The following is a 24,342-nucleotide window of genomic DNA, read 5'->3' on the forward strand; positions in this document are numbered from 1 at the left end:
CATGCCGAACTCAGCAGTGAAACGCCGTAGCGCCGATGGTAGTGTGGGGTCTCCCCATGTGAGAGTAGGACACTGCCAGGCTTTAAATACAGTGGAAACCCTCAGCGTAAGCTGGGGGTTTTTGCGTATTGAGGCATATCTCACTTTGTTTGCTTATATTGCCTGGTTACTGTGTCTCTCCGCATTATATAGGACCAACTCTGTCGGGAACGGATTTGAACGTCGCGAGTCGAGACGGTCGGCAAAGCGAACGGTTAAAGAGTTGTTTGTAAGCCGATGAGATTTATAAAGTTGTCATACTGCCCGCTTAATAGTGGGCAGTTTTGTATTTAGCGGTACATCGTTGTTTCCCCCTGACCGGAATTTGCCTTGAGACAAAGTTTTTTTCATGCTTCTTAGATGATATAAGTTGTTGTTCTTCCCATAATCGTTGAGATTTTTTTGGGATTTTGTCTCATACGCCGTAAAAACTCTGCTTAAATAACCTGTAGTGAGTTAATGAGATTTTCCATGTTTCTGGTTAATGTCTTCAACATTCTGACGATGAGTATCCATAAGATCAAAGTCGAAGCATATAAGCAAGTAAAGTAATATTTCAGAAATATATTTATTAACTGAATGGTGATATTTAATTTTAGCTGTTCGTTATAGTTATTTAGGAATAAATAATATTTCAAAATGGGATTACATCGATGGTTTTTTTAAATATATCTGTTCCTATGAATTTCTTGCCCTAAAAGGCTATATTCTTTGGAGTATAATATTTAATTGAAATTAAAACATCATTATGAAAAGCTATTTTTTGAAGTCGTGCCGGGTATTTAAGTATCGAAAATAAATTTCATTATTTGAGTTTTATTTTTATCAGATATTGGGAATAAAGCTGAAAAGAGGGGGTGCTATGTTCTCTTAATTTGTTAAAAACCACTATCCTTATTGTATAATATATGAGGCTTTAAAATAGTATATGATTAATAAGGTATATGTGACCTGCTATATTAATATTTCTAAAGAGAACATTAGAGAATTATGATTCGATAAAATTTTGTTATAAATGAAAATTGAAATTTATCAAATTAAAATTCGATGGTAAAAAATCTCCCGAAATATATTCAATATCAGGAGATTTGATTTAGAAAAGATAATTCGCTTTATCGATTCAATTACAGAATACGACTAATCAGTCTGTCTACCCGGATACGGCGTAAACGGCGGATAAGTTTACGTACTTTGACTGGGTAAAGCTGGATGCTGTCCAATTCCTGATAATTACTGACAACCGTAGTATAAGTACGGATACAGTGCAGTTCTTCTGTACGTTGCTCCTGCATTTCTTTATGAGGATCGTGGATAAGAATAGCATTTTCTAAATCTAGTCCCCAGGCACGAGGATTGAGATTATTTCCTGTAATCAATTGCCATTGATTATCCACCCACACACCTTTTAGGTGGTAGCTATTATCACCATCTTTCCATAACCTGATCGTCAGTTGATTGTTGTCAACATAACGCTGTAGTCTGCTGATGAAACGGCGCAGATTGATTTCATATAAATAGGGTAATGCGCCGATAATTTTAAATGGCTCTTCCGGTGGAATATAAAAATCGTTAGCAGTTTTATCGCCAACAATAATTTCCACGTGTTTACCTTTACGGAGTAGATTAACAATCCGCCGAACAATGATAGCTGGAAGATTAAAATACGGAGTACAAATAATCAGTTTTTGTTCTGTGCTGGCGATCAGATGGCTAATGGTTTTATTTAGTAGATTTTTCTTTCCCAGACCGGCAAGTGGAGTGACAGATAGTTCATCATTCGTTGCCTGGTTATTTATTTTATAGGTCGTGTGCCTCAAAGAAAAACGTAATTGACGGATCAGGTTTTTAATTTCAGGAATACGAGGACGATCCTTACAATCCAGTTTCTGTACCGCTCCTGTAGCGATAATGTAACTATCAACAAAGTGTTTCATTGCTTCTGCAAGTTCTGCATTGTGAAGCAAATGGTAGCGATCATAACGATATTTATCATGTTGGTGGAGATAAACGTCATTAATGCTTGCTCCGCTATAAATCACAGTATCGTCAAAGATAAACCCTTTTAAATGTAAAACACCCAGTGCTTCGCGGGTATTTACAGGCACGCCTAGTACTGGAATTTTCACATCGGGATAAGCTTCTGCCATAGAACAATACCAATCGGCATTCGTTACCATTGCAGCGGCGCCAATTCGTCCACGTTGTGCCCGATGCCAGTCAACGAGCACTTTAATGTCCAAGTCCGGACGTTGTTGTTTAGCTGTATAAAGTGCATTCAGGATATCTCTCCCTGCATCATCATTTTCCAGATAGAGGGAGATGATATAAATATGTTTTTCAGCGTTAGCAATTTTTTCCAGCAGGGTGCTGCGGAACACTTCAGGTTGATAAAGTGTTTTAACATCAGCAACTGACTGAGGTAGCTTAGGCAGTTGTGCAAGGTGTTGTTGATGTTTAGCTTGTTTGAATTTAGACAACATCACAGTGCGCTTTTTCTCTTATGTTGGATGGCTAAAAGACTACTATGTAAAGCAATGAATCAAATGATCTGGCGATAATACCATTAGTCTGGCTAATTGTGAGCATGATTTAACGCTCTAATGCCTAATGATTCAAGTCTGTGCGATTCATCACGAAGTTGATTTAAAGTTCGAGGGATAAGTTTACAATGCTATCCTCAAATTGAACATCTATGGTAAATCCCAGTTTTTTAGCCAGTTTTATCATAGTACGGTTTTCTGGCATGGTGATAGCATTTAGGCGGTTTATGCCATGTTCTCGCGTATAGTTAATCAGTTTTATCATAAGCTGATATCCAAGGGTAATCCCTTTTAAGTCAGAACGCACTAGCACAGCGAATTCTGCTTCGACATTATCAGGATCAGCTATGGCACGAGTAACCCCGATAATTTCCGGAGTCGTTTTAGGATGTCGTACGGCAACAAATGCCATTTCGCGGTCGTAATCAATCTGAGTCATATTTGCCAGATCATCATGTGTGAATTCACTGATTTCACTAAAGTAACGGTAATAGAGATCTTCTTTAGTAACCTGGCCGATAAAATCTTTCAGCAACGGTTCATCTTCTGGCAAAATCGGGCGTAGCAGGCATTCAGCACCTCCTTTGAGTCTTATCATTTCTTCTAATTCGCCTGGATATGGACGGATAGCTAATCTGGTTCGTGGATCACCTTCTATTGAAGATAATTCCATTGAAACATCTAATAATGTGAATTCGTCTCCAGAAGCCAGTAACGGATGAATATCTAGTCGTACAATTTGCGGGCAATCAAGTAACAGATTAGATACCTGAACTAACAGTCGGCTGAGTGCTAGTATGTCTAATGATTGGGGAGCGCCCTTGAGCTTAATTTTTCTACTTTTAATCGCTTGAATAACCAGATATCGCGCTAATGCCATATTGAGTGGCGGCAACGCGACGGCTACTTGTGTTTCCTGCGACCACTCAATACCGCCTTCACCTAACATAATCAGTGGGCCAAATACTTCATCTTGTTCTACGGCAATACGTAGCTCTTGTGCGCCGGCACGGTTTGCCATGCTTTGAACTAACAGTCCTTGAATTCTTGCGTGTGGGAAATTTTGATTGACACGTTCGATAATCGCTTGAGCAGAAGCCTTGACCTCATTTGCATTTCGCAAATAGAGCATAACCCCCTGAACTTCTGATTTATGCGGGATATCTGGCGAGCGTAATTTCAGAGCGACAGGATAACCGATCTGTTGGGCAATATTGACTGCTTCATCACTGTTATAAGCAATCCATGTTGGCAATGTATTGAGGCCATAGGCTGCCAGAATAGGTTGAACTTCATGGGTATCTAGACGAGAGTTTCCTTGTTCCAGCGCTTGTTGTATGCATTGATGGGCACGTGCAGTATTAGCGGTGATGTTTGCTGGTAGAGCGGGTGTTTCTGTTAATTGTTTTTGATTGCGACGATATTCCACCATGTGCATGAAAGCAGTAATTGCCCCTTCAGGGGTGCGATAAGTTGGAATACCTGCTTCACTGAATAGGCGGCGGGCTTCTTGAGAAGAGTATTCACCGCACCAATTGGTAAAAATAGTTAGCCATTTTCCCCTTGGGTGTTTACGGATTGTTTCAATGACTTTGGTGGCGGTTTGAATACCGGGGGCAATTGCGCTAGGAGAATGGATGAGCAACAGGGCATCATGGTCGTGGCTGTCTAGTAACGGTTTTAACGCAGCAATATAACGGTCCACCGTGGAGTCATCTCTTAAATCCAGCGGATTATGTAGGGAGATAGTTTCTGGTAATTGTGTTTTTAATGCTTTCGTTGTCTCTTCACCTAATATTGCGAGCTTACCGTTACGGCGGAATAACTCATCCAGCGCCATTGCGGTTGGAGCAGCACCATTGCTGACGATAAATAGTCGTTCTCCCCGTAAAGGCGACATATGGCTTAGGGTTTCTACAGCAGAAAACATTTCATGCGTATCTTGCACGCGTAATAATCCGGCTCGCTGAATTGCTGCATCATAAGCTGCATCCAGATTTTGTTGTTCACCAAGTAATTTCTGTGCTCGCTTGGTACGGCCGCTTTTGACCACCAAAATAGGTTTATTGCGGGAAGCGCTTCTGGATGCAGAAAGAAAGCGACGAGCGTCATGGATATGTTCTACATAGAGCAAGATAGCGCTGGTTTTACTGTCACGAGCCAGAAAATCGAGCAGATGATCAATATCGATATCTACACTGTCACCTAACGCGATAAAGTAGGAAAATCCGACTCCCCGATGTTGCGCCCAGTCAAGAATTGTATTTGAGACTGCCGCAGATTGAGAAATAAAGGCTAATTTCCCTTTGAGAATTGGAATCGGAGAAAAGCTGGCATTCAGCCCTTGCCAGGGGGCCAGTAGTCCCAAACTGTTTGGTCCTAGTAGTCGGATGCTATAGCGCAGGCAACACTGTTTTAGTTCAGGAAATTGAGGCTTTGGCGAAGAAAGAATAATCACTGTCTTGCAACCTAATTGCCCCAGTTGTTCCAGGCATGGCAAATTGCGGTGGTGATGAGTACAGATAATGGCTAAATCTGGTGTGATTGGTAATTTATCTATTGAAGGGTAAGCGAAAACCCCTTGAACAGAACGACTATTGGGGGTTACCGGTAGTATTGGCCCGGCAAAGCCTCCTGCGAGTAGGTTGCGCATCATAACTGAACCCGCTCGTTCTGGTTTTTCTGAGGCGCCAATTACAGCAATGGATTTAGGGCGTAATAAAGCTTCAAGTCCGCGCTGGCTCATCAGGAGGCTCCTTATTTGTGGTTAATTGATAACTGTAGCTGATTTCGCAAATCATTGCTGTGACTTACGTTATCGGATGCAGTTGCTGAGAAGCAATTAAATTGCCAGCTTGTTCCAAAATGGTCCCAGGTTGTAGCTTGAATATCTTCGGTGGGTGTCTGTTTCAACAGGTAGCTTGACTGTGCTCTTCGTGGCAAGTACGGCATGCCTCGCCGAAAGCAGGAAAATTAAGGACGCATTTTATTGGATTATGGTTGTCAGAGGTAGCTTAAGATGCGCACATCAGGTAATCTTCGCGCCATAAAGCAGTTGGAGAAACGAATGAACGATTCATACAGTGGTAAAAATGGCAAAGTCAAAGTGATGTATGTCCGCAGTGAGGGCGATAATGACAGCCGCAGCAATAACAAACGTCCGTCTGGCAAAGGGCGCGATCAAGGTCAGCGTCGTCGGGACGGTGAGCGCACATCCCGTTCTCCGCGTGTCAATGAGCGTGAAAGATCGCCTTGGAAAACAGTGTCACGCCCTGAGAGTGATTCTTTACCATCAGAGCATGGTGGTATCAGTGGGAAAAGCCAGATTGATCCTGAACAGCTCCGTCGTCAGCGCATGGAAGAAACCCGGATTTATGGTGAAAATGCTTGTCAGGCGATGTTTAAAAACCGTTCTGAAGCGATAGTGCGTGCATGGTTTGTTGAGTCAGTGACACCACGTTTCCGCAATGCGCTGAAATGGATGGCTGCTAACCGTAAAGCCTATCATGTTGTGGATGAAGCTGAACTGACAAAAGTGTCAGGTACTGAACATCATGGTGGTGTTTGTTTTCTGATTAAGAAACGTAACGGCTTGGATGCAGAGACCTACCTGAAAGATGCTCCAGTAAAAGATTGTGTTTTGGCTCTTGAAGATGTGGGTAATCCTCACAACCTTGGCGCTATTATGCGAAGCTGTGCGCATTTCGGTGTGCAAGGGGTGATTTTGCATGATGTGGCCTTGCTGGAGTCGGGGGCGGCTATCCGTACAGCAGAAGGTGGCGCTGAGCATATTAAAGGTATTGATGCTGATAGCTTGCTCACCACATTGAATAAATTTCGTCAAGCGGGTTACACCATTGTGACGACATCCAGCCATAAAGGTAGTACCGATTTAGCTAAAGCTGAATTACCGGAAAAAATGGTTCTGGTTCTTGGTCAGGAACGTGATGGTTTGAGTGACAGTGCCTGGAAACATGGTGATATGAGTTTGTTTGTTGGCGGCACGGGTTTAGTCGAAAGTCTGAACGTTTCTGTTGCAACTGGCATTATGCTGGCTGAATGGTGGCGACAGAATAAAGTTTGATAGGAAAAGCGGGGAATGTCATGTTCCCCGCTTTGCTATTAAGATTTAGTGCGCTCCGCCAATATTCTCTTTACTTCCTTGTGTGAATGGTGGTTTCGCAAACCAGACGAGTACGATTAATATCAGGAATACGCTGGCGGAGAGCCAGAAAATTTCATTCGCTGAAATTATGAGCCCTTGATGGGTAATCTCTTTTGCCAGATAAGCGGGAATTTGTTGGTTACTCATTCCCGATTCCGATAATTGTTGATAAATCTGTTGAGTGTCGGGGCTATAAGGGTTGATGTGTTCGGTAAAATGGGAATGATGCATTGATTCCCGTTGGGTCCACATGGTTGTTGTTAGTGATGTTCCTACTGAACCTGCCAATGTTCGGATAAAATTCGATAGACTGGATGCGGATGCCACTCGCCCTGCCGGTAAGCCAGAAAGGGTAATGGTTGTGAGTGGCATAAAGAAACAGGCAATAGCAAACCCCTGGATAAACTGAGGCCATGCGACTGCGGCAAAATCCATGCCTGGTTCGAATGTATATGCACGCCAGTAATAGCAGATGGCATAAACAACAAAGCTGAACGTCACTATGTAGCGCATATCTGCTCTATTGCTGAATTTACCAATCAGTGGAGAAATGATGAGTGGCAATAATCCTACCGGTGCTGATGCAAGACCTGACCAGGTTGCTGTATAACCGAACACCTCCTGTAGTAACTGAGGTAATAACACAATTGTGCCGAAATAGAGCATATAAGCTAAGCTCAAACAGAAGCAGCCAATTGTAAAATTACGTTCTTTGAACAGTGATAGATCTATAATTGGGTTATCATCGGTCAATTCCCACACCACCAAAAATGCTAATGAGATGATTGCGATAACCGCCAAGATGATAATTTCTGTAGAATTAAACCAGTCTAGCTCTTTACCCTGATCTAGCATGATTTGTAAACAACCAACGCCGACAACCAACAACATCAGTCCTATTGTGTCGATAGGTTTGATCTCTGTTTGAGTTTCACGTCCTTTCAGGGTTTGCATAGCAATCAGAATAATCGCTATACCAACAGGAACGTTGATAAAGAAAATCCATCCCCAATGGTAGTTATCACTGATGTAACCACCCAGAATAGGGCCAAAAATCGGCGCGACAATAATCGTGAGTGACCATAACGCCAATGCCATATTTCCTTTGGCTGGTGGATAATTGTTCAGAAGTAGGCTTTGTGAAAGAGGGATAAGAGGACCTGCAACTAATCCTTGAATAACCCGAAAGAAGATTAGCATGTTAAGACTGTTGGAAATACCGCATAGCCAGGAAGCGATGGAGAATAGTGCGGTTGACCAGATGAATAATTTAACTTCGCCGATGCGTTTTGCCAGCCATCCAGTAATCGGGATGGATATCGCATTGGCAACGCCGAAAGAAGTAATTACCCAGATCCCTTGAGAATTTGATGATCCCAGATTACCTGAAATAGTGGGTATCGCTACGTTAGCAATGGTGGAATCCAACACTTGCATGAATGTTGCCAAGGATAACGCAATGGTCATCCATGCAAGTTTGGCACCTGTAAGCGGCTGTTTTGTCACCTTGGCCTCCGGTATTATTTCCCAGCATTACTATTAATAATGTCATTAACTATCTTATTGGCAGGAGACATATCTATTGCCAGAGCCGTGGTGTGATAAGCCGATTTAGTGCGTGTTCTATCAGACAGAACGGGGCCGTCAGGATTTGTAGTATCTACTCTGACTTTAGTCGAGAGGCCGATGCGTAATGGGTATTTTTCTAATTGCCCAGGATCAAATTCAATGCGGATGGGTAAACGTTGTACAACCTTAATCCAATTGCCACTGGCGTTCTGAGCGGGTAATAAAGAGAAGGCGCTGCCGGTACCCATATCAAGGCCAGTAATTTTGCCGCTAAATACTTTGCTCCCACCATAGAAATCGCTGGTGATTTCCACGGGTTGACCAATGCGCATACCAGAAATTTGCGTCTCTTTGAAGTTAGCTTCGATCCACATATCGTTTGCCGAGACTATCGCCATTAGTGGAGTATTTTTATTAATTTGAGCACCAACTTGTACACTACGGCGTGAGACATAGCCATCAATTGGGCTGACTATTTTCGTGCGTTGTAGTGCTAGCCAGGCATTACGGACTTCCGTTGCAGCTTGTTCAACGGTAGGTTGTTTCTCTAGAGGCGTATTCAGAACAATTGCTTGATTAGCGTTATATTGTTCGATAGCCATATCCAGCGCGGCTTGGGCACTGGCGACGGCTTCCTGTGCATGTTGCAATTCTTCTTTGCCAATGACTTTTTGAACGCTAAGTATTTCACGACGGCTAAGATCATTTCGAACTTTGGTTAATTCGGATCTGCGTAGAGCGATGTTAGCCTGATACTGTTTACTGTTAACTATCTGTTGATGTGTTTGGCGAACACTGTTGGCTAATGCTGTTTTTGCTTTTTCTAATGCTAATTCTGCATCACGGGGATCGAGTTGTACCAATACACTACCGCTTTTTACAAAGTCAGTATTATCAAAGTTAACTGTGATTACACTGCCAGCGACTTGCGACATGATTTGAACTTGATTACCTGTAACGTAGGCGTTATCTGTTTCTTGGTGGTGGCGTAAAATGAGAAACCAATAGAAAAAGTAGGCAACACCGAGCAGGGCGAAGACAAGGGTTAGTAACATTAAGGCACGACTGCGTTGCCTTTTTTTGCTACTGTTTGGATCTTGTGCCGCTTGTACTTCTATTTCCTCATTTGCGCTCATAGTAAATCCCCATGCTTGTTATTTATCTTCTAGTAATACTATTTTTTTCAGATCACCTTCCAGTAGCGCTATATCATCGCTACTGGAAAGGTGAACGACACAGGATCCAATGTTATCGAAGAATAATAGTTAGCTTTTTGCAGAAAATATCATCTTAGCTAACAGGAAAATTTTTTCGAACAATTTGACCAAGAAAGTATTGTTTGATCAAAAATTGATCGATTAAACAACAAGCTATTTTTTGATACAATCGCCCATTGTATCAAGTCTGACCAGTAATTTTCTCATTAACTTTTCTAACTGTTTTTGTTCCTCCTGGTCAAGACATGACCAAAGTCTTCTCAGGCAATCATGTTGAGGTGGAAGCAAACTATTTAAAAATTTTGTACCTTGTTCTGTCAGATGAAGATGAAGGCAACGGCGGTCGTTATGACTTTCCTTTCTTTCAATCCATTCCTGTTTCTCTAATTCATCAGCAATACGAGTGGCATTAGTACGGGAAGAACCCAATGCGGCACTTAATTCTGATGGCTGAATGCTGTGGCTTTCCTTAGTATCAAGGATCATCAGGGCCATGAACAAAGTTTCATTGATTCCTTGAGCTTTCAGCATGTTATTACGGTTTTCAAGCAATTTACTTTGGACGTGCATTGATAACCTAGTCAACAGGATCTCTTGATAAGGGATATCTTTATTTAATTTGGCTTGCTGTGCTGCACGAATATTCAGTAATTCTTCGGTAGGCGTAAACGAACTTTCCATTATTTAGATACCTTATTAGTTTCAACTGGTAAGATAACTTTTGTTATCAAACATCCAAATGGTATATTAAAAGATAAATTTAGCAATTGTAGTTATTTGTTATCATCATATTTCTTTTGATATTGATACCTAATTCATAAATATTTTGAATGTTAGTCCAAAAAGCAGTGCGCCGAATAACGTTGCGAGTATAATTTTCCTTGTTTTGTAAAAGATTAAGCAGATGGCCAGACAGCCGATGAGGGTCGGAAATAGTTTTTGACTCTCTCTCATCACATCAGGTACACCCGATACGATGAGTAAAGAACAAATGGATGCAATACCAATACTGTCAAGAATAATGCTTGTTTTTCCACCTTTCCTGCCGGCAGATTGGCGTGCTTTCCCAAACCGCAGTGGCAGATAGCGAAACGAAAAGTTAGCTAACCCAACAAATAGCCCAATAAGCAAAATCTTGCTGTCAATCATGGTGTTTCCTTTTGTTCACAAGAATCATCGCAACTATTTTGCGGTTGTAACAGTGCTGCGATACAGCCACCGACAATACCTGCCAGAATAGCAACTGGAATTGAAAAAAATGTAATTCCCAACAGTGCCCCGGTTAGCGCGGTTGCAACACAATAACTATTTTGCTTTCTGCAAGAAGCAAGAAGAAAACTGAGAAACAGTGCTGGCAACATGAAAATCATGGCAGCTTCTACGGCAGGGTAGGACTCCAAATAACCGTTACCAAGAAATGCCCCGGCTGCGGTACCTACGACCCAAGCCAGCCAGGAACAGATCGCAATAGCAACCATCCAGTTTTCACTCCAGCTCCGTTGGTTCTTAATAAGTTTTGCAGTAGCGGCGGCAAAAACTTCATCTGTCAGACCAAAAGCCCAGATAACAGTTTTTTTCTCCGTTAACTTATCTTTGATACGGTGCCTTAAAGATGGGCCATAAAGAACATGGCGAACATCCATTGCTATGATTGTTAGGGCAGAGATCCAGAGTGATGTGCCTGCGCTTAATAAAGCTGTGATGACAAATTGACTTGCACCGGCGTAGATGATGCATGAAAAGAAAATGGCTTCTATTGGGTTGAAGCCAAGTTTTACAGCATTGAGACCAAAAGCAAAGGCTACGGGAATGTAACCGATGACAATAGGTAAACTATCTATTATTCCTTCAGTAAAAGAAGATTTTTTACTGGTTAAGGGGGATGATGTATCAGAAACAGGCATAAAATCCATCTGGTTATATAAATGTTATGTAACATTAACAAAAGGAAATCAAATAGAAAATATCATCCTTAATAAATGTTTCATAAATGTTTTTATTTAAGCGTTTTTATGTCATGGCCTGTTTTTTTACGACGTCTTTGGTTCGTACTTTTTGCCGAAAAACCAAACGATTAGGTTGATTGTACTGATAGCCATGCCAGCGGCGGCGACGCCATACCAACCTGAGTGTTTGTAAGCATAGCCTGAAACCAGAGAGCCAAAGGCTCCACCGATAAAATAGATGGTCATGTAAGCGGCAGTGAGTCGGTTTCTGGCTTCCGGCATAATGCGGTATATCGTGCTTTGATTCGTAACGTGAACGCCTTGAATTGCAATATCAAGAAGCAAAATACCTATCATAAAGCCAATTAATGATTCTTTGGCTAAGCCGATCGGTATCCATGAAAGTAGTGATAGCACCAGAGAAATGGTGGTGGTCAGAGAGCCTTTTCCTTTATCAACGAGTTGCCCAGTTTTGGCTGCCATTAGTGCTCCGGCGGCGCCGACTAACCCAAATAAGCCGATTACGCCTTCGGAATAATTAAAAGGAGGCGCTGAGAGCAAGAATGCCATTGATGTCCATAGCATGCTGAAATTGGCAAATGTCAGTGCTCCCAGTATAGAGCGTACTCTTAGAAGAGGGGTTGTAGTAACGAATTTTGCAATAGAGCGTAGTAATTGGAAATAATTGAGATCAGTTACTTGTTTATAACGGGGCAGGTAGCGCCATAATGTTAAAGAAAGGATCACCAATAAGACGCTGGCAACCCAAAAAACAGTTCGCCAGCCACCAAGAGTCGCCATTGTTCCTGATATGGTTCTTGCCAGTAATATTCCAAGCAGTAAACCGCTCATAATCGTACCGACAGCTTTCCCGCGCTGGTGGGGGAGGGCAAGTGTCGCGGCCAGAGGGACCAGTACTTGGGCGACTACCGAAAATAAGCCCGTCAGTGCCGTTCCTAATAGCATTTGCCAGATGTTTTGCGATGTAGCGGTAATCAATAATCCAACGGCGGCTAATATTGTCATGGAGACAATCAGGCCGCGTCGCTCAAATATATCACCTAGTGGCACAAGGAATATCAAGCCGACGGCATAGCTCAATTGAGCTGTGGTCACAATAAATCCCGCTTCATTGGCGGTCAGATTAAATTGTAGTGCGATAGTATCGAGCAGTGGTTGCGCATAGTAGTTGCTGGCGACAACCAGACCTGTGGCGATCGCCATCAGAGCTACTAAAGCAGGGCTTAATGATGTACGGGAAATATTTTCTTCCATAGATAGGTTTTCTTATATTTAAACAGCAGGTTAAGTGAGGGAGATAGATATTTAATTTATTAAAAACAGTAAGTAGTCACGTGATAAATTTTTCACATTGTAATGATTTTTTATTATCAGATTCAATGTTAAAACAGAGGGAATCGAGGGGTTAAACTTAAAAACACTAATTGAGTCGATAAGTTTGGTATAAAAGAAAATGAAAGTGAAAAATAGTGAATTGGTATAGACCAATTCACTGTAATATCCAGAATGTTAATTATTTTCGGCAGCCTTGGCGGCGGTTTCGATCCAACCATCAAACAATTTCTGATGAGCCCTAATCCAACCATTGGCGTGACGTTCAATCTCCGCTTGTGATGCTTCACCATTATGCATCCGCAAATTTTGGGCGTTGATATCAGCGAGGGGCATTTTCATGATAGAAAATAGTTTGGCGGCGGACGGGTTGACTTCTGCCCACTTTTTATTGGCGGCAATGTGCATAATACTTGGCGGGAAACCATAGTTAGCACCATTTGGCAGTTTTGTATCTATCCTTTCATCGTTAGGCATAGCGGAGAAAGGAACTTGCAGCCAGACAACATCTTTGCCCGGTTTCAGCACATCACTGACCCAATAAGGTGTCCATGTGTAATATAAGATGGGTTTGCCTTCTTTATAGCGGGTAATGGTGTCTGCCATCATGGCCGCATAGTTCCCTTGATTATGTTCAACGCTATTGTTTAAACCATAAGCTTTAAGATGATGGTTAATGGCGATTTCACAGCCCCAGCCGGGATTACAGCCAGTCAAATCGGCTTTGCCATTACCGTTAATATCGAATAATTTGGCTATTTTCGGATCTTTCAGTTGGGCAATATTCGTGATGTTGTATTTTTCCGCTGTTTTTTTGTCGATTAAGTACCCCTGAGCGGCATTTTCTACATAGTTGCCAACACGGTAGAATTTTGCGTTGCCGCCTGTTGCCTGATATTGGGTGTTGTGCAGAGGTTCCCAACTTACAGCCATAAAGGTTGCGTCACCGGAAGCGATAGAGGAATAGGCGACGTTGTAGTCTACTTCTTTGATGGGTTTGACATCATAGCCAAGTTTTTCCAATGCTTTACTGACGATCAACGTCTGGAATGTTTCTTCGCTAAGGGTGCTTTGTACGGGTTGTACGCTGATACCTTTACCTGGTAGTTCGACAGCGAATAATTGAGAGCTTATCAGTGATGACAGGGATATCGCCCAGATAACTATTTTGCGCATGGTTTTTTCTCCTGTTGCGGTCATCATGTGTTTACCAAACTCTTGTGGTTTGATCGGTGTTTTTGAAGGTTATGCTTTTTGGCTGAATAAACGGGTAATTAACCCAATTGGCCCAGTGGCATACCAGCGATTTACCCCTTTCGTTCGGTTATCGCGGCCAAGGGACTGTGTTAGGCGGTCAAGGAGAATCGCCAGAATAACAATCCCGACGCCGCCTACTGCGGCAAGTCCCATATCGAGACGGCCAATACCTCGCAAAACCATTTGGCCTAAACCACCAACTGCAATCATTGATGCAATAACAACCATTGATAGGGCTAGCATCAAGGTTTGGTTGACACCGGCCATAATGGTTGGCATAGCCAGTGGTAATTGAACTTTAAACAGCATCTGGCGAGGGCTGGCGCCAAAAGATTCGGCTGCTTCTATCAGATCTGTCGGAACTTGTTTGATGCCTAAAATTGTCAGACGGACAATCGGGGGGAGAGCAAAGATAATGGTGACGATAACCCCAGGCACGTTACCGATGCCAAACAACATGACAATCGGGACCAGATAGACGAATGCCGGTGTGGTTTGCATAGCATCAAGCAGAGGTTGAATGATTTTTGCAGCTCTTTTGCTGTGTGCCAGCCATATACCGAGTGGTAAGCCAACGATAGTGCAGAACAACAGAGATGTCAGAGCTAGTGATAGCGTAACCATCGCTTCAGACCATGCGCCTATTGCACCAATAATTACCAGAGAAATCAGCGCGGTAATACCCATACCAATTCCTGATAACTGCCAGGCAATCAAGGCGAAAAATAGGATGGCAATAGGGGCCGGTATTGAAGTCAGACATTGTTCAAAGCCACTGAGAACAATGTCAATGGGGACGCGTATTCCCTGAAATGCGGGACGAAAATTTAGCACAATCCAATCAATAGCATGTGTTACCCATGAATCTAAGGGGATAAGTGGGTGTTGGAATGGGTCCATGATATTGAAATGTTCAGGCTGTACCGTAGTTGTGGGAGCATCCAGCCAGTCAGAACCTGTTGCATTGTCAGCACTGGTTCCGTTACTCCAGGGATCTGTATTATCCACAGTGGAGGAAGGGGTATCCTGTGTATTCTGTCCAGGCTGAGTTTGATGTTCGTTTTGGTTACTCATTTGGTGTCTCCTTATCTAATGCCTGCAACAGCATCCCTTTGGAAATAACGCCGATGTATTTGTCGTTATTTCCAACAACCGGAACCGCACAAGGTGATTGTGCTACAACAGCAATCAGCTCATTGAGGGGCATATCTGCGGCAACGGCGGTCGGTTCCGCTAATATGGCGTGTTCGATAGGTTTTTTTTCCCGTAATGCTTTTTCCAATGAATTTGTGGAAACTATACCGGCGAATTTTTGTCCATGTTCGATTAAGTAACCATAGTTTCTGTTTTCGTCATCGAGGACTTTCAATGCAGAAAGAGGACCAAAACCGGGTGCAATATGCAGCAAAGAGTCTGGACGGCGACGGGCAATGTCTTTAGCGCTAAACACATGGCTGATATCTACGCCACGAAAGAAAGTCTTCACATAGTCATTTGCTGGATTATTCAGGATTTCATCAGGTGTGCCGACTTGTACAACAACACCGTCTTGCATAATGGCAATCCGATCGCCGATGCGCATTGCTTCATCTAAATCATGAGAAATAAAGACGATAGTCCGTGGCTGATTGCCTTGCAGACTTAGCAGTTCATCTTGCATTTCTGTACGAATTAATGGGTCGAGGGCAGAAAACGCTTCATCCATTAGCAAAATATCTGGGTTATTAGCGAGTGCTCTGGCAAGCCCGACGCGTTGGCGCATGCCGCCTGAGAGCTCATCCGGATAGGATTGCGCATAATTTTCCAGGTTTACTTGCTTCAATGCGTCCAGTGCTTTTTGATCGCGCTCTTGTTTGGCGATACCAGCAAGTTCCATACCAAAGGCGCTGTTTTCCAGTACGTTTAGATGTGGCATCAGTGCAAATGATTGGAAAACCATACTGATTTTGTTACGGCGAATTTCTCTTAACGCTGTTTCTGAAATTTCAGAAATATCTTCACCGTCAATTAATACCTGGCCGCGAGTCGGTTTTATCAGACGATTGAGAAGGCGTACCATTGTGGATTTGCCGGAGCCTGATAATCCCATGATGACAAATATTTCGCCTTCTTCAATGGCCAGATTGGCATTTTGTATACCAACAGTCATGCCTGTCTTTTCAAATATCTGATCTTTGCTTAAGCCTGAATTCAATAATTTGAAAGCATGTTCTGGGTGATCGCCAAATATCTTATAGAGGTTTTTAACTTCAAGTTTAATTGCCATGAAATAGTTACTTTCCTTTCAATGGTTATGTGATGGTGTTATGCATTATTCATCTCTGCATGATTTTGAATATATATACCCTAACATACTGAGAGAGCCTGACAACCCTATGTTAATGATAATTAATGTAAAAAATGGTAATATTAAATGATTTAAATTAGATATATTTGTAGTAATTTCATTGTTATTGGCAATTTATTTCATATAAGTCAATGTGGTTGTTGAAAGGATAATTTCATTCTATGTTGCTGTTATTAATATATTTTTACATTTTATTGCCAAATGAATTATTTGCTATGTTGTAAATGGAATCGATTATTAGTTTATAGTGTTGATTATATCTAATTGGAATGAAATTTAATTTAAAATTAATTAGCTATATTAATGTTTTTTGTTGTTTCTGATGATAATAGGAGGCAGTAATGGCAAAAAATATCCATAGAAATGGCAACAATCATGAAAAAATGCCATAAAAATATAAAGATTTTATGGCGTTTTATCGTTTAAAAAACAGGCTCAATAATATGGGCATTAAAATATTAGAGTATTATGGTTATTTTGAATTATCCTATATAAAATCAAATCAAATCAAATCAAATCAAATCAAATCATTATCTTTAGAAATTCCAATCTTCATCCTCAGTATTAACTGCTTTACCGATAACATATGATGAACCTGAGCCAGAAAAGAAGTCATGGTTTTCATTGGCATTTGGTGATAATGCAGCGAGGATTGCAGGGCTGACATCTGTCATTTCTGGAGGAAATAAGGTTTCATAGCCAAGATTCATTAACGCTTTATTGGCATTGTAATGCAAGAATTTTTTAACATCTTCGCTCCAGCCAACAATATCATAAAGTTCTTCTGTATATTTAATTTCATTTTCGTATAATTCTAATAATAATGAAAAAGTGAACTCTTTAATTTCTTTTTGCTCTAATGTTGAACATTTATTTAATGATTGTTGAAATTTATATCCAATATAATAACCATGAATGGCTTCATCTCGGATAATAAGTCGGATTAAATCCGCTGTATTTGTTAATATTCCTCGGCTTGACCAATACATAGGTAAATAGAAGCCTGAATAGAATAAAAATGATTCTAGAAAAACACTGGCAACCTTTTTCTTTAATGGATGATGATAACTATAATGATTTAATATAATTTTAGCTTTATTCTGTAATGAAATATTCCCTTCACTCCAGCGATAAGCATCATCCACATCAGTTGTTAGGCATAATGTTGAAAAAATCGAACTATAAGAACGCGCGTGAACAGCTTCCATAAAGCTAATATTGGACATAACCGCTTCTTCGTGAGGTGTTAGAGCATCTTCCATTAACGCTGGAGCACCAACGGTGTTCTGAATTGTGTCCAGTAGTGTCAGCCCGGTGAATACTCGAATAGTCAGCTCTTTTTCTTCTGTCGTCAGTGTATTCCATGAAGGAATATCATTGGATAATGGAATTTTTTCCGGTAACCAAAAATTAGTTGTCAGTCGGTTCCAAACTTCTAGATCTTTGTCATCTTCAATTCGGTTCCAGTTAATTGCGCGTATAGGATTACTAATCATAATAAATTTCCAGAATCATTTTACAGTGAGCATGAAACACAATCTTGTACTTCCGTGCCTTCCAGAGCAGTCTGTTTCAGACGGATGTAATAAAGTGTTTTAATTCCTTTACGCCAGGCATAAATTTGGGCTTTGTTAATATCACGTGTAGTGGCATCTTCTTTGAAGAAGAGTGTCAGTGATAATCCTTGATCGATGTGTTGAGTGGCTATAGCATAAGTATCAATAATTTTTTCCGGTCCTATTTCGTAAGCATCTTGGTAATATTCAAGATTATTATTCGTCATAAATGGCGCTGGGTAATATACTCGTCCTGTTTTACCATCTTTACGGATCTCAATACGGGATACAATCGGGTGAATGCTTGAGGTTGAATTGTTGATATATGAAATAGAACCTGTAGGAGCAATGGCTTGGAGATTTTGATTGTAAATACCGTGAGTCATAATTGAGGCTTTTAATGCAAGCCAGTCTTGTTGATTAGGAATGGTTATTCCTGCTTGTTCAAACAATTGAGAGACTTTTTTTGTCTGAGGTTGCCATGCGCTTTCTGTATATTTATTGAAAAATTCACCACTGGCATAACGAGAATCTTTAAAACCTTTAAAGTAGCTATTGCGTTCAATGGCGATCTGATTGGAAGTACGCAGAGCGTGGTAAGTGACAATATAGAAATAGATATTGGTGAAATCTATTCCTTCTTCGGAACCATAATGAATTTTTTCCCTTGCCAAATAGCCGTGAAGATTCATTTGCCCCAAACCAATGGCATGAGAATCCTGATTTCCTTTTTCAATAGAAGGAACTGAACGGATATGGCTCATATCTGATACCGCGGTTAAAGCGCGGACAGCCGTTTCAATAGAGAGGGCAAAATCAGGTGAATCCATTGTATGAGCTATATTCATTGATCCCAGATTACAACTAATATCTTTCCCAATATGGCGGTAACTTAAATCATCTTCATATTCGCTGGCACTGTTAACCTGTAAAATTTCGGAACATAAATTACTCATATTAATCCGACCTTTAATTGGGTTAGCATTATTCACAGTGTCTTCATACATAATATAGGGATAGCCAGATTCGAATTGGATCTCAGCTAACGTCATGAAAAATTCACGGGCATTTATTTTTGATTTCCGAATTTGTTGGTTATTCACCATTTCAGCATATTTTTCTGTAATGCTAATTTCGGACATTGGAACACCATAAACCCGTTGAATATCATAAGGTGAGAATAGATACATATCTTCATTATGTTTAGCCAGCTTAAAAGTGATATCAGGAATAACGACGCCAATAGAGAGTGTTTTGATACGGATTTTTTCGTCGGCATTTTCCCGTTTTGTATCCAGAAAACGGAGAATATCGGGGTGATGAGCATGGAGATAAACAGCGCCTGCACCTTGGCGTGCACCGAGTTGATTGGCATATGAGAATGCATCTTCCAGCATTTTCATCACTGGGATAACACCTGATGATTGGTTTTCAATCATTTTTATCGGGGCGCCCGTTTCCCGTAGGTTACTGAGTAAACATGCGACACCACCGCCACGTTTTGAAAGCTGTAATGCTGAATTCACCGAACGTCCGATGGATTCCATATTGTCTTCAATGCGCAGCAGGAAACAGGAAACCAATTCTCCTCGTTGTTTCTTACCACAATTAAGAAAGGTTGGCGTTGCTGGTTGAAAACGGCCGCTGATCATCTCGTCCACCAGACGACAAGCCAGCATCTGATCGCCTTGGGCCAGGGTCAGTGCTACCATGCATACCCGATCTTCATAGCGTTCCAGATAGCGTTTATTATCGAAGGTTTTCAGAGTATAGCCGGTGTAATATTTGAATGCGCCCAGAAAGGTTTGAAAGCGGAATTTTTTGCTATAGGCTTGCTGAAAGAGCTCTTTAATAAAAGCAAAATCGTATTGCTCCAGCACGTTTGTTTCGTAATATCCCTCTTGTTGGAGGAAATCCAGCTTTTCTTTTAAGCTATTAAAAAATAGTGTGTTTGGATTTACATGCTGGCGAAAATAGTAATGAGTAGCCAGTTTGTCTTTATCAAATTGCATCTTTCCTTCACTATCGTACAGATTGAGCAAGGCATTTAAAGCATGATAATCCTGTTGTGCATTAATTTGAAAAGTCATAATTACCTATTCTCTAATGAATCAGTTGCCAGAATCTTTGAATACCTTGGCGTACCCGTTGTACATCTTCTTCAGTACCCAACAGTTCAAAACGGTATAGGAGGGGGATTTGACATTTCTCTGAAATTATCCGTCCAGCTATGCCGTAAGCTTCGCCAAAGTTTGTATTCCCGGCCGCGATGACTCCCCGGATTAGCACCCGGTTTTCGGCGATATTTAGAAATCGAATCACTTGTAGTGGAACGGCGCCTTTAGCACTACCACCGCCATAACTGGGTGTCAGTAAAATGTAAGGAGAAGTTACATTTAATAGGTTACCCGATTGATTGATCGGAATACGAAGGGCTGGTATCTCCAGTTTCTGAACAAATCTATGGCTATTACTGGACGAACTGGAGAAATAGATCAGCGGATTTATATTCATAATAAACCTACAAATTCTCAGTTAATGCGTTGATTTTATCTGGACGAAATCCTGACCAATGCTGTGTGTCCGTGACAACCACAGGAACTTGCTGATAGCCCATAGCACGGATAGTCGCTAAAGCCTGCGGGTTTTCGGTCAAATCGACAATCTGATAAGGAATGTTTCTTCGGCTTAGCGCTTGATAGGTTGCGTTGCATTGTACACAGTCTGGTTTGCTATAAATGGTAATGCTCATTAACGACTCCTTTGTCAGTTTGTGGGCATGCAATGGCAAAATTTGGTTCATGAGTAATAATTTTACTAAAGGCCAGAACTTGAGCTATACTATATATAGTGAAATTTTATTTCAACCATACTATATATGGTGTTAATTTTACATCGAGTGACTATCATTAAAATTACAATGTGAGTTATTCTCTGTTTGTTGGCCGGCTTTTCGCCTTTAGACAAGTTTAAGTTTTCTAGTCGGTGGTAAGGGAGCAACTGAATTCATCATTGCAATTTGTCGAAAAGACGATTTACTCTAATCCCTATAATGATTGATATTTTTTTCAATGGAGGTGGTTATGTATCATCACTATTTTGATACACCCAAAGGATTCCCTAAACCGTATATTCATATCACTGCGGATGATAAGGGGGTGACCAGTCTATATTTTGTTGATGAAAAAACAGCGCCCGAAGTAAAAAATGATATTACCAAGCAGTGCGTGAAAGAGTTACGGGGATATTTTGCGGGTAAGCGTACTGAGTTTTCTGTTCCACTTAACCCGGCAGGAACTGAATTCCAGCAGCGTGTATGGTTACAGCTATGTAAGATCCCATTTGGAGAAGTGTGGAGTTATAAGCAACTTTCATTAGCATTAGGTTCAGTTAATTATTGCCGCGCGGTAGGAATGGCTAATTCTCGTAATCCGATCTCATTAATTGTGCCTTGCCATCGTGTTATTGGACATGATGGTAAATTGGTGGGATATACCGGAGGCTTGAATATTAAAAGCTGGCTATTGGAACATGAAAAAACCTAGTCATTTGTTTGTTAGGTAAATTGTGTGATAAAAGACCAGGGAGGGTTATAGATATTTATATATGTGTATTATTTAGTGGTAAAACTAAATTAAAGATAACATCTATCGTATTTTATTATGCTTTTCGTGATCTTGGTTGTAGACAGTGAACCAACTTATTTGCTGTACTGTATGCGACACAGATTTTGTGTCTTAATTTTCACGTTAAAGGTAAGTTTGATGTCAAAAATTAAAGGTAACGTTAAGTGGTTTAATGAATCTAAAGGATTCGGGTTTATCACTCCAGAAGATGGTAGCAAAGACGTATTTGTGCATTTCTCTGCTATTCAGAGTAACGGATTTAAAACTTTGGCAGAAGGTCAAAAAGTAGAGTTTGAAATCACTGACGGCGCTAAAGGTCCATCTGCTGTAAACGTTGTCGCTATCTGATTTTAACTCCGTATTTCGAAAACCCGTTATTTCAACGGGTTTTTTTTGGCTTGTGTGATATGCAGATAATTTTAATTTAAAGTTCACGCATCAATACAAAAGCTAACACGGTCATTAATAATGAGCCAAAAAGATTAAGCAAAACTGTTCCCAGCGCCCATCCTAGTTTTCCTTCCTGTAACAAATAAACCACTTCAACAGAAAAGGTGGAAAAGGTTGTTAAACCTCCACAAAAACCGGTGGTCAACATCAATTTCCAGGCCGGATCGAGATGGGTAGATTTATTAAAATAGGCCAATCCTAGTCCGATAATTAATGCACCGATACAGTTAACAGTAAGGGTGCCAACCGCGATATTAGAAGAAATATTATTAAGGCGGAGGCTGATAAACCAGCGTAATACGCTGCCTAAGCCGCCTCCGATAAATACCGCCAGAATAATATTAGTCATAATATACCCGTCATCTTTCAAGCTGCCTCTTTGTTGGCTGCACTCGCTCACCCCGGTCACATAGTTTGCTATGCTCCCGGGGATTCACTCCCTTGCCGTCGCGATGCAGCTTGAAATCCATAGGGTATAAGAAACTGGGTTATTTGACCTCTTCACCTCTGGCTTGCAAGTCAGCATGATAAGAAGAACGAACAAATGGACCGCAGGCGGCATGGGTGAATCCCATAGCTAACGCTTCTTCTTTCATCTCATCAAATTCCTGTGGGCTGACGTAGCGCTGTACTGGCAAATGATGACGACTAGGCTGTAGATATTGGCCCAAGGTCAGCATGGTAACACCGTGGCGGCGCAGATCGCGCATAACGTCAAGAATTTCTTCGTTGGTTTCACCGAGGCCGACCATCAGACCTGATTTAGTTGGAATATCAGGGTGGGCTTCTTTAAACTTTTCAAGTAATTTTAGTGACCACTCATAGTTTGCTCCAGGGCGCACTTGACGGTAAACCCGAGGTACGTTTTCCAGATTATGGTTAAAGACGTCGGGTGGTGTTGCTGTCAGTATTTCAAGTGCGCGATCCATACGTCCACGGAAATCAGGCACTAAGGTTTCAATTTTGATGGATGGATTTTTTTCACGAATAGCAGAGATGCAATCAGCAAAGTGTTGAGCGCCACCGTCACGTAGATCATCACGGTCAACGGAGGTGATGACAACGTAGCGCAGAGCCATATCTTTAATGGTTTGTGCCAGTTTTACCGGTTCGTTGGTGTCAGGCGCCATTGGGCGGCCGTGTGCAACATCACAGAAAGGGCAACGGCGGGTGCAAATTGCGCCAAGGATCATGAAGGTTGCTGTACCGTGATTGAAACATTCAGCCAGGTTAGGGCAGGACGCTTCTTCACAGACGGAATGCAGACCATTTTTGCGCATGGCGGATTTGATGCCCTGAATGCGGCTGGAATCCGCAGGAAGTTTGATTTTCATCCACTCAGGTTTACGCAAGATTTCTGTACGTTCGGTCATCACTGTTTTGACCGGGATCAGCGCCATTTTGTCTGCGTCGCGGTACTTAATGCCGCGTTCCATCTGAATTGGTTTACTCATAATCGTGCTGGTTCCAGTGTTAAATTCATCAGGTTGAGATTTATCATTCAGTCTACTGTATGACAAACCATTAAAAAATTTTTGAAAAATGTTAAAAAATTATAGCATCTTTAATTGTTCAATTTAAATCCTAACTGCTGGCAAAATTTCTCCACCAGAATAGGCTGTACTTGCTCAACAGTAATTCCGGGAACTAACTCACTGAGTTGAATCATTTTCATGCCGGCATAGCCACAAGGATTAATACGCAAAAAGGGTTCTAAATCCATTGCGATATTGAGGGCTAACCCGTGGAAAGAACAACCTTTGCGTATCCGTAATCCGAGGGAGCAAATCTTGGCTTCATTGACGTAGACACCGGGGGCATCCGGGCGGGCATAGGCTTCCACACCAAAGTGAGCAAGGGTTTTAATGACAGTATCCTCTATCGCCGTAACCAATTGCCGTACACCAATTTTGGCGCGTTTGATGTCAATCATGACATACATAACCTGTTGACCAGGGCCATGATAGGTGACTTGTCCACCACGATCGGATTGAATAATCGGAATATCACCGAGGGATAGCAAATGTTCAGCTTTACCTGCTTGTCCTTGAGTAAAGACTTTTGGATGCTGTACCAGCCAGATTTCATCAGGTGTATTAATATCTCGCTGCTCAGTGAATAAGTGCATTGCATCAGAAATCGGCCCGTAGGGTTGTATTCCTAATTGACGTAAGAAAATCGTTTTATGTTGCAATTGAAACTTCATTTGATAGCTATAAGATTTGGTCAGTATAACCCTCGGAAGAGGTTCTCTCCAGTTTAGTGCGCTTGAAATAG

At 41.5% G+C, this 24,342-nt stretch carries 21 protein-coding genes and 1 rRNA gene; 4 read left to right on the top strand and 18 right to left on the bottom strand.

All coding sequences use genetic code 11. From position 1 onward, the window contains the following. A 5S ribosomal RNA gene (rrf, locus tag EAE93_RS25745) occupies positions 1 to 81 on the top strand; the annotation flags it as partial. 1,082 nt (positions 82 to 1,163) lie between these two features. On the opposite strand, the gene pssA is transcribed toward rrf, so the two are convergent. Continuing rightward, a complete protein-coding gene (gene pssA / locus EAE93_RS15175) occupies positions 1,164 to 2,519 on the bottom strand; it encodes a CDP-diacylglycerol--serine O-phosphatidyltransferase (RefSeq protein WP_040151568.1) in 1,356 nt (451 codons plus the stop codon). A gap of 163 nt (positions 2,520 to 2,682) precedes the next feature. After that, entirely contained in the window at positions 2,683 to 5,325 is a 2,643-nt protein-coding gene (locus EAE93_RS15180) for a bifunctional acetate--CoA ligase family protein/GNAT family N-acetyltransferase (protein WP_214040017.1), read from the bottom strand. A 321-nt stretch (positions 5,326 to 5,646) separates the two neighbouring features. Between EAE93_RS15180 and EAE93_RS15185 the strand changes: the two genes are divergently transcribed. Next, complete coding sequence (locus EAE93_RS15185; RefSeq protein WP_214040018.1) at positions 5,647 to 6,663, top strand: tRNA/rRNA methyltransferase; 1,017 nt, start codon at positions 5,647 to 5,649, stop codon at positions 6,661 to 6,663. Positions 6,664 to 6,708: 45 nt separating this feature from the next. Here the strand turns inward: EAE93_RS15185 and emrB are convergent, their stop codons facing one another. The 13 genes from emrB to nrdH all read right to left on the bottom strand — a co-directional run bounded on the left by emrB (position 6,709) and on the right by nrdH (position 20,741). Next, positions 6,709 to 8,250, bottom strand: coding sequence for a multidrug efflux MFS transporter permease subunit EmrB (emrB, locus tag EAE93_RS15190; RefSeq protein ID WP_036813296.1), 1,542 nt, complete (start codon positions 8,248 to 8,250; stop codon positions 6,709 to 6,711). Positions 8,251 to 8,264: 14 nt separating this feature from the next. Then, the gene (gene emrA, locus EAE93_RS15195; protein WP_214040019.1) at positions 8,265 to 9,449 is read right to left on the bottom strand and encodes a multidrug efflux MFS transporter periplasmic adaptor subunit EmrA; all 1,185 of its coding nucleotides are present in this window, start codon (positions 9,447 to 9,449) and stop codon (positions 8,265 to 8,267) included. 234 nt (positions 9,450 to 9,683) lie between these two features. Next, complete coding sequence (gene mprA, locus EAE93_RS15200; RefSeq protein WP_036776777.1) at positions 9,684 to 10,211, bottom strand: transcriptional repressor MprA; 528 nt, start codon at positions 10,209 to 10,211, stop codon at positions 9,684 to 9,686. A gap of 129 nt (positions 10,212 to 10,340) precedes the next feature. Further along, entirely contained in the window at positions 10,341 to 10,679 is a 339-nt protein-coding gene (ygaH, locus tag EAE93_RS15205) for an L-valine transporter subunit YgaH (protein WP_036813300.1), read from the bottom strand. Continuing rightward, positions 10,676 to 11,434, bottom strand: a complete 759-nt coding sequence (locus tag EAE93_RS15210; RefSeq protein ID WP_036813302.1) for an AzlC family ABC transporter permease — start codon at positions 11,432 to 11,434, stop codon at positions 10,676 to 10,678. The genes ygaH and EAE93_RS15210 overlap by 4 nt, the downstream gene beginning before the upstream one ends. Positions 11,435 to 11,560: 126 nt before the next feature. Next, a complete protein-coding gene (locus tag EAE93_RS15215) occupies positions 11,561 to 12,751 on the bottom strand; it encodes an MFS transporter (protein ID WP_214040020.1) in 1,191 nt (396 codons plus the stop codon). 255 nt (positions 12,752 to 13,006) lie between these two features. Then, on the bottom strand, positions 13,007 to 14,005 hold the full coding sequence (gene proX / locus EAE93_RS15220; RefSeq protein ID WP_214040021.1) for a glycine betaine/L-proline ABC transporter substrate-binding protein ProX: 999 nt from the start codon (positions 14,003 to 14,005) through the stop codon (positions 13,007 to 13,009). Between the two features lie 69 nt (positions 14,006 to 14,074). Then, the gene (gene proW / locus EAE93_RS15225) at positions 14,075 to 15,160 is read right to left on the bottom strand and encodes a glycine betaine/L-proline ABC transporter permease ProW (RefSeq protein WP_214040022.1); all 1,086 of its coding nucleotides are present in this window, start codon (positions 15,158 to 15,160) and stop codon (positions 14,075 to 14,077) included. Further along, positions 15,153 to 16,352 (bottom strand): glycine betaine/L-proline ABC transporter ATP-binding protein ProV, encoded by a 1,200-nt coding sequence (proV, locus tag EAE93_RS15230; RefSeq protein ID WP_214040023.1) that lies wholly within the window; start codon positions 16,350 to 16,352, stop codon positions 15,153 to 15,155. Before proV ends, proW begins: the two co-directional genes overlap by 8 nt. 617 nt (positions 16,353 to 16,969) lie before the next feature. Further along, positions 16,970 to 17,929, bottom strand: coding sequence for a class 1b ribonucleoside-diphosphate reductase subunit beta (nrdF, locus tag EAE93_RS15235; protein ID WP_214040024.1), 960 nt, complete (start codon positions 17,927 to 17,929; stop codon positions 16,970 to 16,972). Positions 17,930 to 17,949: 20 nt separating this feature from the next. Then, positions 17,950 to 20,079 carry a class 1b ribonucleoside-diphosphate reductase subunit alpha gene (gene nrdE / locus EAE93_RS15240; protein WP_214040025.1) on the bottom strand — a complete coding sequence of 710 codons (2,130 nt, stop codon included), beginning with the start codon at positions 20,077 to 20,079 and terminating at the stop codon, positions 17,950 to 17,952. A gap of 13 nt (positions 20,080 to 20,092) precedes the next feature. After that, on the bottom strand, positions 20,093 to 20,497 hold the full coding sequence (gene nrdI, locus EAE93_RS15245) for a class Ib ribonucleoside-diphosphate reductase assembly flavoprotein NrdI (protein WP_214040047.1): 405 nt from the start codon (positions 20,495 to 20,497) through the stop codon (positions 20,093 to 20,095). A 13-nt stretch (positions 20,498 to 20,510) separates the two neighbouring features. Further along, the gene (gene nrdH / locus EAE93_RS15250) at positions 20,511 to 20,741 is read right to left on the bottom strand and encodes a glutaredoxin-like protein NrdH (RefSeq protein ID WP_036776755.1); all 231 of its coding nucleotides are present in this window, start codon (positions 20,739 to 20,741) and stop codon (positions 20,511 to 20,513) included. Positions 20,742 to 21,072: 331 nt separating this feature from the next. On the opposite strand from nrdH, the gene EAE93_RS15255 reads away from it, so the two are divergent. Together EAE93_RS15255 and cspE are read left to right on the top strand one after the other, a co-directional pair. Beyond that, positions 21,073 to 21,534 carry a methylated-DNA--[protein]-cysteine S-methyltransferase gene (locus EAE93_RS15255; RefSeq protein ID WP_011145612.1) on the top strand — a complete coding sequence of 154 codons (462 nt, stop codon included), beginning with the start codon at positions 21,073 to 21,075 and terminating at the stop codon, positions 21,532 to 21,534. Positions 21,535 to 21,753: 219 nt separating this feature from the next. Beyond that, a complete protein-coding gene (gene cspE / locus EAE93_RS15260; RefSeq protein WP_021323071.1) occupies positions 21,754 to 21,963 on the top strand; it encodes a transcription antiterminator/RNA stability regulator CspE in 210 nt (69 codons plus the stop codon). A 76-nt stretch (positions 21,964 to 22,039) separates the two neighbouring features. Here cspE and crcB read toward each other — a convergent pair whose 3' ends face one another. The 3 genes from crcB to lipB all read right to left on the bottom strand — a co-directional run bounded on the left by crcB (position 22,040) and on the right by lipB (position 24,271). Continuing rightward, on the bottom strand, positions 22,040 to 22,414 hold the full coding sequence (crcB, locus tag EAE93_RS15265) for a fluoride efflux transporter CrcB (RefSeq protein WP_036813389.1): 375 nt from the start codon (positions 22,412 to 22,414) through the stop codon (positions 22,040 to 22,042). A 139-nt stretch (positions 22,415 to 22,553) separates the two neighbouring features. Next, positions 22,554 to 23,519: a lipoyl synthase gene (gene lipA, locus EAE93_RS15270; RefSeq protein ID WP_036776751.1), complete on the bottom strand. Its 966-nt coding sequence runs from the start codon at positions 23,517 to 23,519 to the stop codon at positions 22,554 to 22,556. A 110-nt stretch (positions 23,520 to 23,629) separates the two neighbouring features. Further along, positions 23,630 to 24,271, bottom strand: a complete 642-nt coding sequence (lipB, locus tag EAE93_RS15275; RefSeq protein ID WP_036776748.1) for a lipoyl(octanoyl) transferase LipB — start codon at positions 24,269 to 24,271, stop codon at positions 23,630 to 23,632. Positions 24,272 to 24,342 lie beyond the last annotated feature (71 nt).

The organism is Photorhabdus akhurstii, from assembly GCF_018448925.1.
Lineage (GTDB): Bacteria > Pseudomonadota > Gammaproteobacteria > Enterobacterales > Enterobacteriaceae > Photorhabdus > Photorhabdus akhurstii.